This is a genomic window from Brevundimonas sp. FV1ye28, assembly GCF_058681135.1.
In genome coordinates this window covers 2720215-2730000 of the sequence record NZ_CM178731.1, presented here as the reverse complement: position 1 = coordinate 2730000, position 9786 = coordinate 2720215, and the positions used below count along the sequence as shown (strand labels likewise).

The 9786-nt window shown below is 66.7% G+C and carries 15 protein-coding genes; all 15 read right to left on the bottom strand.

Annotated elements, in window-relative coordinates; all coding sequences use genetic code 11:
- Positions 1 to 82: 82 nt before the first annotated feature.
- The 15 genes from ACW171_RS13435 to thrS all read right to left on the bottom strand — a co-directional run bounded on the left by ACW171_RS13435 (position 83) and on the right by thrS (position 9730).
- On the bottom strand, positions 83 to 460 hold the full coding sequence (locus tag ACW171_RS13435) for a hypothetical protein (RefSeq protein WP_492093864.1): 378 nt from the start codon (positions 458 to 460) through the stop codon (positions 83 to 85).
- Positions 457 to 885 carry a hypothetical protein gene (locus ACW171_RS13430; RefSeq protein ID WP_492093863.1) on the bottom strand — a complete coding sequence of 143 codons (429 nt, stop codon included), beginning with the start codon at positions 883 to 885 and terminating at the stop codon, positions 457 to 459. Before ACW171_RS13430 ends, ACW171_RS13435 begins: the two co-directional genes overlap by 4 nt.
- A 26-nt stretch (positions 886 to 911) precedes the next feature.
- Entirely contained in the window at positions 912 to 1328 is a 417-nt protein-coding gene (locus ACW171_RS13425) for a hypothetical protein (RefSeq protein ID WP_492093862.1), read from the bottom strand.
- A complete protein-coding gene (locus ACW171_RS13420) occupies positions 1325 to 1771 on the bottom strand; it encodes a helix-turn-helix domain-containing protein (RefSeq protein WP_492093861.1) in 447 nt (148 codons plus the stop codon). The genes ACW171_RS13425 and ACW171_RS13420 overlap by 4 nt, the downstream gene beginning before the upstream one ends.
- 255 nt (positions 1772 to 2026) lie before the next feature.
- The gene (locus tag ACW171_RS13415; protein WP_492093860.1) at positions 2027 to 3052 is read right to left on the bottom strand and encodes a TraB/GumN family protein; all 1026 of its coding nucleotides are present in this window, start codon (positions 3050 to 3052) and stop codon (positions 2027 to 2029) included.
- Positions 3053 to 3054: 2 nt separating this feature from the next.
- Entirely contained in the window at positions 3055 to 3252 is a 198-nt protein-coding gene (locus ACW171_RS13410) for a helix-turn-helix transcriptional regulator (RefSeq protein WP_492093859.1), read from the bottom strand.
- A 4-nt stretch (positions 3253 to 3256) separates the two neighbouring features.
- A complete protein-coding gene (locus ACW171_RS13405; protein WP_492093858.1) occupies positions 3257 to 3703 on the bottom strand; it encodes a hypothetical protein in 447 nt (148 codons plus the stop codon).
- Positions 3704 to 3791: 88 nt separating this feature from the next.
- Positions 3792 to 5015: a DNA recombination protein RmuC gene (locus ACW171_RS13400; RefSeq protein WP_492093857.1), complete on the bottom strand. Its 1224-nt coding sequence runs from the start codon at positions 5013 to 5015 to the stop codon at positions 3792 to 3794.
- Positions 5016 to 5190: 175 nt separating this feature from the next.
- Positions 5191 to 5808 carry a recombination mediator RecR gene (gene recR / locus ACW171_RS13395; RefSeq protein WP_492093856.1) on the bottom strand — a complete coding sequence of 206 codons (618 nt, stop codon included), beginning with the start codon at positions 5806 to 5808 and terminating at the stop codon, positions 5191 to 5193.
- Between the two features lies 1 nt (position 5809).
- Positions 5810 to 6139 (bottom strand): YbaB/EbfC family nucleoid-associated protein, encoded by a 330-nt coding sequence (locus tag ACW171_RS13390; RefSeq protein WP_492093855.1) that lies wholly within the window; start codon positions 6137 to 6139, stop codon positions 5810 to 5812.
- Between the two features lie 43 nt (positions 6140 to 6182).
- Positions 6183 to 6563: a VOC family protein gene (locus ACW171_RS13385; protein WP_492093854.1), complete on the bottom strand. Its 381-nt coding sequence runs from the start codon at positions 6561 to 6563 to the stop codon at positions 6183 to 6185.
- A gap of 91 nt (positions 6564 to 6654) precedes the next feature.
- Positions 6655 to 7158: a YciE/YciF ferroxidase family protein gene (locus ACW171_RS13380; RefSeq protein WP_492093853.1), complete on the bottom strand. Its 504-nt coding sequence runs from the start codon at positions 7156 to 7158 to the stop codon at positions 6655 to 6657.
- An 84-nt stretch (positions 7159 to 7242) separates the two neighbouring features.
- On the bottom strand, positions 7243 to 7491 hold the full coding sequence (locus tag ACW171_RS13375; RefSeq protein WP_492093852.1) for a hypothetical protein: 249 nt from the start codon (positions 7489 to 7491) through the stop codon (positions 7243 to 7245).
- Positions 7491 to 7799: a type II toxin-antitoxin system RelE/ParE family toxin gene (locus ACW171_RS13370; protein ID WP_492093851.1), complete on the bottom strand. Its 309-nt coding sequence runs from the start codon at positions 7797 to 7799 to the stop codon at positions 7491 to 7493. Before ACW171_RS13370 ends, ACW171_RS13375 begins: the two co-directional genes overlap by 1 nt.
- Positions 7799 to 9730, bottom strand: coding sequence for a threonine--tRNA ligase (thrS, locus tag ACW171_RS13365; protein WP_492093850.1), 1932 nt, complete (start codon positions 9728 to 9730; stop codon positions 7799 to 7801). Before thrS ends, ACW171_RS13370 begins: the two co-directional genes overlap by 1 nt.
- Positions 9731 to 9786 lie beyond the last annotated feature (56 nt).

Here is a 9786-nt window from a genome sequence, read left to right as displayed (position 1 = left end):
CCCCTTCTTCGTCCGCAAGCGGCTTTTTCAGGGCAGACGAAGATTCAGGGCGCGTGCCGTTCGACGATCAGGACACGAGCCCTCAACCGACCGTCAGCAGCAGGCTCCGCACGCGCCGCAGCGCGTCATGATCACGCCCGTCTGAGCGCTGCGGCTCACCATCCAGCAGGACGTCAAGAATCGCCACGGCTTCGCGCGCGGTCACGGGCGTCTGGTCCAGGATGAAGCATTCCGCTTCATCGACCATATCCCAAACCAGGCCCTGCGCCTGCGCCGCCGCCGTATCCTCCGGATTCGCGTCAGGAAACTCGTGGAGGGCGGCCAGCAGCGCCTTACGGCTCGCGTGGGCCGAGGACAGGTCCGCGATGCGGTCGGGCCCCCAGTCCGATGTCAGGCGCGATGTGCTTTCCAGGAAGCCGATCCTGGAATGGGCTTGTGCAGTCGGCGAGGTAGAAGTCATGGTCGGGCTTCCTTGAGGCGATAGCGCGTGACCTGTTGCGCCTCCCAGGCGCCGAACAGGACAACGAGCATCAGTTCAATCCAGAAGAGGCGGCGCAGCACCACCCCCGTCCAGATCATGATGTCGGGTTGGAGGGCGGCCAGTCCGTAGGTGGAGGCGGCCGCGCCTTGAACGGCAGCCGCAGCCAGGAGCCACCACCGTTCCCAGACCAATCCCTGCAACAAGAGCAGGACCGCGAGACCGACGGAGGTCAGGGCCATGACCCACCGCACATTGCCGGCCTCGAAGTCCTGGAGAAGGAACGGCGCCAGGACCACCAGCAGAATGGCGGCGGAGCTCCATCGCTCCAGCGTCCGTCCTTTCAAGGCCAGCAGGCCGAGCGCGGGCACGGTCAGCGACCAGAGGATCACTTGCATCGGCGACATGGGCGATTCGGACCTGAGGGGCTGGGTTAGGCGGCCGCTGTTTCAGACAGGAACGGCCGCTCGCCAGGCTTGGTCTCGCCCGGACCGTCGAAGCTCCAGACGATACCTTGATCTGCGGCCACCTCGGCCAGTCCGGTGTGCGCGGACCCGAGCGCTTCGCGCGCTTCGACCGCCAGAGAAAAGGCGCGGGCCAGATCGGAGATGACGGACTGGCCGATCGCGACGCCCATCCGTGCCTCGATCCGACCCGAGAGCAGCATCTGTCCCAAGGCGAGTTTGTCCGCGAGCGCGCGGTCGAGATTATGCTCGGCCTCCCGCAACTGACGGGCGGCCCTCACCCCGAGGGCTCTGCGCCCTCGCTCTTCGGATGCGAGGCGGTGAACACTGTTCGTCATCATATAGCTCCCCCCGCGCAACGGCGGCGTGTGAATGTCGCGCTTCACCGGACGCCGGATGGAGCCGCCCGCTGGGTCAGGTCGAGACCTGCATTCAGAACGGCGGCGCCCCCGATGGCGACGATCGATCCCACGAGGAAGAACCCGAACACGATGGCCAGGCGGACCCTCATTTCCCTTGGCGGGGGTGAGTAGCTCCAGACCGTCTGTTCCGTCCTCTCCGAGGTCGCGATGTCGTCCGCTTCAGCCCCTCCATTCGGCCCGGAAGTGGCGAGCGACGATACGGGGTTCGAAGGGGGTGGGGCGACAGACCCCAGGGCGCGCAACGCGGCCTTGCGCGTGTTGACGCCGAGACGCTCCATGGCTTCCTGGATGTGCTTGTTCACCGTGCCCGGACTGACGCCCAGCTCTCGGCCGATCTCCTTGTCGGTCATGGTGGCGCTGAGAAGCAGGCACTGCCGCTGACGGTCTGAGAGGTTCTTCGTCGGCATCCAGGGTCCCCCGTGGGCCCACGATAGGGCGCATTTTGCAGAGGCGTCTAGCTGAAGTCGACAGGGAGCGGCGGCCCGACAGCCGCGATCGGCCCCCTCCTGGGCCCCTCTCGTGCTGATAATCAAGAGACGGGCGTTCGGATGTCGCGTCTATGCCCGCCGAAGGATCTCGATCAACGCTCCGCCCGGGCCCCGCGTCAGGGCCAGACCGTCGGAGACCTCCGCCTGCAGCCGTGCACGGCGGCGGCGAATCTTCTAGCGGCGTGTGACCTCGACGCCGCGCGCCTCGAGGATGGCCTGAACGCTGTCGTCACCCGCCAGGTGGGCGCTGCCGACGGCGATGAAGGTGGTGCCCGAACCGGCCAGGATGGTCTGGATCTGATCCGCCCAGTCGGTGTTCCGGCGAACCAGCATGGCGTCGTAGATCTCCTGCGAGGCGGCCCGCATCTCCTGGACGCCGACACGGTCGATGGTCGCGATATCGCCCGCCGCCCAGGCCTCGACCAGGGTGTCGAGCTCGGTCGTGGCCTCGTCGAAATCCTCCAGAGTGGCGCGCAGGAAGGCCAACTGGGTGGTCTCGGACATATTGGCCAGGATCTCGACCTGGGTCGCCAGGCTCTCCAGGCCGGTGACCGGCTTGCCCGCGTCTTCGGCCCGGTGCTTGAGAATGATCTCGACGCCCGATTTGGGATCGTATCCGGCCTTGGCCAGGGGCGCGACGGACAGCATCAGACCCGCGAGCCACGGCCGCATGGCGTCGAACCCGGCGCCGGTTCCGCCGATCGTCCTTGCGGCGGTGTCGAGATCGGCGAATTCCTCAGGAGTCAGCAGGCTGGACAGGGGCGTCTGTGGCGAGACCCCGTGTTGCTGGATCAGCGGCAAAAGTGCCGCCTGATCGTCGGGATTGGCAATCTCGAAGATAACGTTGTCGCTGGCGTCGAAGGCCGCATCCACCTTGGCCGAGCCCCACGGGGTGGCCGGGCGCAGCACATGGACTGTGCCGAACAGATAGATTGTCGAATCCGCGTCGGCGATCGACCACAGCGCAGGGCCGTCGCCCGTCGCCGGAACGATGGCGGCATGGTCGTGGTCCTGAACAGCCGTCTGGGCGAAGGCGTTCGGTGCGCCGGCCAGCAGGCCGACGGCCAGGCTGACACCCAGGACGACCCCGACCACGACACGACCTGCGGAAGCCGTGGACGATTTGAGGCGGCTGGCGAGCGTCATGCGAACTGGACCCTGGATGCGATCGAAACGATCGGGCGAGGTGTCGACGGACATGGTCAGGCCCCTTCGTCGGAGAAGATGGATTCGATGGACCGCTCGAAAACGCGCGCGATCTTGAAGGCGAGCGGCAGGGAGGGGTCGTAACGACCCGTCTCCAGCGCGTTGACGGTCTGGCGCGAGACGCCGAGGGCCGCGGCCAGATCGGCCTGGCTCCAGCTTCGCTCGGCGCGCAACGTCCTGAGGCTGTTGTTCATCGGGTCACCGCCGCCGCAGCCACCAGGCGGCCCAGGCGATGCCATAGCCGACCACCTGGCACGTCATGATGGCGAAGGCGCCTGCGTAGATCAGGTCGGCGGGCCGGGCGGTGGCTACCATGGCGGACGCCTCGCCCCGGGCGGCCGCCACGGCCACGACCAGGAAGACGCCGCCGATGGCCGTGCCGGCGGTTCCGCCCCACCACCATGCCCATTTGTGGGCCTCGCGCGCCGCCTCATCGACCCGGTTCCACCAGGCGACGCAGATCACGAACATCAGCGCCAGGCCCAGCGATGCGCTGACGGCGGCACCGACCATGCCGCTGACGTCGAACTCCGCCAGAAAGGCGGCGAGACCGCCCGACACGCCGCCGACCACCGCCGTTGCCAGCAAGGCCAACAGATAACCGCCCAAGGCCACCGGTCGTTTCGGCTTCTGGAGACTCGGCACGGACAGACCTCTGACAACTAGACAAGCGTCTTTTACATCACGAGCCACGAGTGTCAAGCGAGCTTGTCAGAAACGCGGGTTTCCTCTCTCAGCTCTCTGTGGCGCGCTCGAAGGTCAGTTCGGCGCGTGTGACAGGCCGGGTCGCCTGATCGACGACAGAAAGTTCGGGCAGTTGCTTGCCTTCGTGGTCGACCTGCAGATCCTCGAACCGGCGCGCCGAGACCATGACCTGGCTCTCCAGTGAGCCGACGAACTGATTGTAGCGACCGACGGCGGCACCGAGGGATTCGCCCAGCTTGATCGCGTGGCCGCCCATCACCGAGAGACGCTTGTATAGCTCCTTGCCCAGCTTCGCGACCTCGTCGGCGTTGCGCGACTGTTCCTCGGCCCGCCAGCCGTAGGCGACGGCCTTGCACAGGGCGAACAGGGTCGAGGGGGTGACGATGATGACGCGGCGGGCCATCGCGTCGGTCATCAGCTCCGGCTCCCGGTCCAGCGCGGCCGACAAGACCGCGTCCGAGGGCACGAACAGGGCGACGAAGTCGGGGCTGGGTTTGAACTGGTCCTGATAGGCCTTGGCCGAGAGATCGCGCACATGGCTCTTGATGGCGGCGAGGTTGCGGGCGGCCAGGGCGTCGTGGCGCGCCTCCTCGTCCGGCTCGTTCGCATCGGGGAAGGCGAGCGGTGCCTTGGCGTCGATGACGAACAGGCCGCCGCCCGGCAGTTTGACCAGGAAGTCCGGCCGCATCTGGCGGCCCTCTTCATTGGCGCTGGAGGTCTGTTCGGTGAAGTCGAACCGGCCGGCCATGCCCGCGGCCTCCAGCACGTTGCGGCAGGTCTGTTCGCCCCAACGGCCGCGACGACCGGTGTTGCCGCGCAGGACCTCGGTCAGCCGTTTGGCCTCGTCCCGTGTGGCGGTCGAGGCTATCATCAGGGCCGAAAGCTGTTCCTTGAGCGTGCCGGTCTCTTCCGCCCTCGCCTTCTCGAGTGCGGCCACCTGGGTCTCGAACTTGGCCAGGGTTTCGGCCACGGGCTTCAGCTGGGCCTCCATCCGCTCGCGGGCGACACGGTCCTGGGCCTGGAAGGTTTCCGTCGCGCGGGTGACCATCTGGTCGGCGATGACCTGGGCCGACTGCGCCGCCTGGGCCCGCAGCAGGTCGCTCATTGTGGTGCGGCTCTCCTCCACCAGGGCGACCTTCTCAAGCGCAGACGACAGGGCGCCAGATGCCTTCTGCCAGCCGAGGAAGGCCCAAAGGAAACCGGCCGCAAGGACCAGCGAAACGACGGCGAGGGCGATCGAGAGCGTGTTCATGCTCCGTTCCTTAGCGAGAGTCGCCGGACCGGGCCACGGCCGATGTGGATTCCAAAACACCGTCCGAAGCGTCCGAAGAGTGCGAAGCGGTCGGATAGTCTGGAGAGTGTCGGCATGGCGCGCGGGTCATGAGTTCGCGCGTAGCATATGAGTGCGTCAGAAGCGGACGCAGGCTTCAGGCCGGACGGCGCGCTCGCAGCGCCTGGACGATGGTGCCGTCGTCCAGCCAGTCCAGATCGCCGCCGACCGGGACGCCTCTGGCCAGTGAGGTGATCTCGACCGCGTTTCCGGCCCCCGTCGTCGCTGAAATGCGGTCGGCGAGATAGTGGGCGGTCGTCTGGCCGTCGACGGTGGCGGGAAGCGCCAGGACGACCTCGCGCACCTCTCCGCCCTTCACCCGGCCGACCAGTTCGGAGACGCGCAGGGCGTCAGGACCGACGCCGTCGAGCGCTGACAGCAGCCCGCCCAGCACATGATACTTGCCGCGAAAGGCACCGGACCGCTCCATGGCCCACAGCGAGCCCGCCTCCTCGACGACGCAGATCAGGCCATTGTCGCGGGAAGGGTCCGAGCAGATCGAGCAGGGGTCGCGAGTGTCGGGCGTGCCGCAGACCGAGCAGGACACCACCTTGGCCGCCGTCTCCGCCAGGGACGCCGCCAACGGTTCGAGCAACTGCTCGCGCTTCTTCAACAGCGCCAGGGCCGCGCGTCGCGCCGAACGCGGACCCAGCCCCGGCAGCTTGGCCAGGAGCGAAATCAGCCGCTCGATCTCAGGTCCGGCGGAAGCGGCCAAGTCAGAAGAGTTTCGGCATGCCCGGGATGTTCATCCCCGCCATCGGCCCGGCGGCCTCGCGCATCAGCTCGGCGTTGACGGCGTCCAGCTTCCTCTTGGCGTCGGCGTGGGCGGCGACGATCAGATCGGCGAGAATTTCGGTGTCGCCCGGGACCATCAGACTGTCGTCGATCTTCACCGAGGTCACTTCGCCGGGGCCTTTGAGGCCTACGGTGACAAGGCCGCCGCCCGAGGTTCCCTCGGCGGTGGTTTCGGCCATCTTGGCCTGGGCGTCCTGCAGCTTTTGCTGCATCGCCTGGGCCTGCTGCATCAGGGCGTTGAGATCTTTCATGGGCCCTAGATAGGCTCACGCGGCGAGGTTTTCCATCCGTCGATCATTCGGGCGCGTGACAGACCGCCTCGATGTTGAACCCGTCCGGATCCAGGACAAAGGCGGCGTAGTAGGTCGGTCCGTAGTTGGGGCGCAGGCCCGGCCCGCCGTTATCGCGCCCTCCGGCCTTCAGCGCCGCAGCATGGAAGGCATCCACCGCCGCGCGGGTCTCGGCACGAAAGGCGAAATGGTTGCCGAGCCCTGGCGCCTTGTCCTCGGCGATCACAAACTCGGGCCCCTCGATACCGAACATGACGATGGGGTCGGCACCCGGCTGTCCGGTCAGGTCCTCGATCACCGTGTAGCCGAGCGGTTCAAGCGCCGCCTCGTAGAACGTGCGTGACCTGACGATATCGCTGACGTCGATGCCGATATGGTCGAGCATGGCGGATCTCCGTGAAGTTCGATCCGGAAACGCGAAAGCCGGCAGGATCGCTCCCGCCGGCTCCCTCGTGGTCTTCGGGCATTGAAGACGTTCAGGCGGCCTTGGGCTGCATGGCGTCGGCGTTGACGGCGGCGTCGGCGATGCCGGTGAGGTCTTCGTCGGTCTGGCTTTCTTCCTGGAGGGTCTCGTCCAGCAGGGCGGCGGCATCGTCCATGCCGAGCACCAGGGCCCAGCGCTTCAGCGTGCCGTAGCGGGTGATCTCATAGTGTTCGACGGCCTGGGCCGCGGCCAGCAGACCGGCGTCGAGCGCGGCCGTGTCCTTGTACTCTTCCATGATCTCTTCGCCCTCGGCCAGGATGCCTTCGATGGCGTCGCAGGTCTTGCCGCGCGGGGCCTTACCGATGATCTCGAAGACCTGCTGCAGGCGTTCGATCTGGCCTTCGGTCTGATCCTTGTGCTTCTCGAATGCCGCCTTGAGTTCGGGCGACTGCGCGGCCCGCGCCATCTTCGGCAGGGACTTCAGGATCTTCCGCTCGGCGTAATAGATGTCCTTGAGCGTGTCGTGGAACAGGGTGTCGAGTGTCTTCTCGGCCATGGTGCAGGTCCTTTGATGGTGCGCCCAGCGCGCGCATCATCAAGCCGATCGGATCACCTTGGTTGCTGTGTCGCAGGCACGACTCTAGGCGGCCTTGGGCTCCGCCGGCGCAGCGATTACCCTCAGCCCAACGCAGTGCGCTGCTCGATAGAGACGTCCGGCAAGGTCGAGCGAAGGGTCAGCGGGAAGGGCCTTGGCGCGTTCGACCGTCTCAACCGCCTGCCGCGTCAATACGATGTCGTCTGCCTCCAGCATCTCACGGAGGTATCCGGCGACGTCCTCATCGTCCCGAAGGAAATCGAGAACGTCGAAGGGGTAGGTTTCGAGCGCCATTACACATCCAATCCCGCCGCGATGGCCTTGGCGCGCGCGATATCGCGCGACTGACCATCCTTGTCGCCACCGAGAAGGACAACGACCACGATGTCACCTCGGCGAGTGAAGTATAGTCGATATCCCGGCCCGTAGTGAATCCGCAGCTCGCTCACGCCGTCTCCGACGGTTTTCCAATCCCCGAACCGACCCGCTGACAACGCGTCCAGCCGGGTCACCACCTTGTCGCGCGCGATGCGGTCGCGCAGGCCGTCGATCCAGCGCCTGGCTTCCGCCGTGAACCGGACCTCCAGCCTGGCGCTGGTCATCAGACCTTGAGCCGCTTCAGGTCCGGCGGTGTGGCCTCTTCGGTCAGGATGCGGATGGCTTCCTCGACGGAGACGACCTCCTGGGCCTGGGAGCCCAGACGGCGGATTGCGACCTCGCCCTTCTCGGCCTCGTTGCGGCCGACGACGGCGATGACCGGGACCTTGCCGACCGAGTGCTCGCGCACCTTGTAGCCGACCTTCTCGTTGCGCAGGTCGGTCTCGACGCGCAGGCCCGCCGCCTTGAACCTGGCGGCGACATCCTCGGCATAGCCGTCTGCATCGGAGGTGATCGTCGCCACCACCGCCTGAACCGGCGCGAGCCACAGCGGGAAGGCCCCGGCGTAGTTCTCGATCATGATGCCGATGAAGCGCTCGAACGATCCCAGGATCGCCCGGTGCAGCATGACCGGCCGGTGCTTCTGGCCGTCCTCGGCGATATAGGTCGCATTCAGACGCTCCGGCAGGACATAGTCCAGCTGGATCGTGCCGCAGGTCCATTCGCGGCCGATGGCGTCCTTGACGATGAAGTCGAGCTTGGGCGCGTAGAAGGCGCCGTCGCCGGGCGTTACGACCGGCTCGGTGCCGGCGGCGCGGGCGGCCTCGGCCATCAGGGCCTCGGCCTTGTCCCAGAATTCGTCCGACCCGGCGCGGTTCTCGGGCCGGGTGCCCAGGCTGATATAGGCCGTCTCCATGCCCAGGTCGGCGTGGACCGAACGGGCCAGATTGATGAACTCGGCCGTCTCCTCGACGATCTGGTCCTCGCGGCAGAAGATGTGGGCGTCGTCCTGGGTGAAGCCGCGCACCCGCATCAGGCCGTGCAGCGAACCCGACGGCTCATAGCGGTGGCAGGCGCCGAACTCGGCCATGCGCAGCGGCAACTCGCGGTACGAGCGCTGGCCCTGGTCGAAAATCTGCACGTGGCCCGGGCAGTTCATCGGCTTGAGGCTGAGTTCCTCGCCCTCGACCGTCTCGCAGACGAACATGTTTGGGCGGTACTTGTCCCAGTGACCGCTCTGTTCCCAGAACTTCCGGTCCAGGACCTGGGGCGTCTTGACCTCGACATAGCCGGCGGCGTCCAGGCGGCGGCGCATATAGGCCTCCAGCACCCGCCACAGGACCCAGCCCTTGGGGTGCCAGAAGACCATGCCTCGGCCCTCTTCCTGCATGTGGAAGAGCTCCATCGCCTTGCCGACCTTGCGGTGGTCGCGCTTCTCGGCCTCCTCGAGGCGCAGCAGATAGGCGTCGAGATCCTCCTTGGTCGCCCAGGCGGTGCCGTAGATGCGCTGCAACTGCTCGCGGTTGGAATCGCCGCGCCAATAGGCGCCGGCGAGCTTGGTCAGCTTGAACGCTTTGCCGACCGACTTGGCCGAGGGGAAGTGCGGGCCCCGGCACAGGTCGATCCAATCGCCCTGCTTGTACAGGGTGATGGTGTCCGTGCCCGGCAGGTCGCGGATCAGCTCGGCCTTGAACTTCTCGCCGCGCGCTTCGAAGAACAGAATGGCCTCGTCGCGGTCCCAGACCTCGCGCTCGAACTTCGCGTCGCGATCCACGATCCGCCCCATCTCTTTTTCGATGGCGGCGAAGTCGTCGGTCGAGAAGGGCGTCTCGCGGTAGAAATCGTAATAGAAGCCGTCCTCGATGGCCGGGCCGATGGTGACCTGGGTGCCGGGGAACAGTTTCTGAACCGCCTCGGCCAGGACGTGGGCCGTGTCGTGGCGGATCGTATAGAGCGCCTCGGGGTCGTCCCGCATGATCAGGCGGAAGTCGCCGCCGGTTTCCAGCACGCGGTTCAGGTCGCGCTGCTCGCCGTTCAGTTCGGCCAGCACGGCCTTCTTGGCCAGGGAGGGCGAGATGGCGTGGGCCACGTCGCGGGCGGTCGATCCGGCCGGATATTCGCGCACCGCGCCGTCGGGGAATTTCAGTTCGATCATGGCGTCTTGGTCACTTCTCGCTTTCGCGCGTCGACTGAGCGACGATGCGTGGCGGC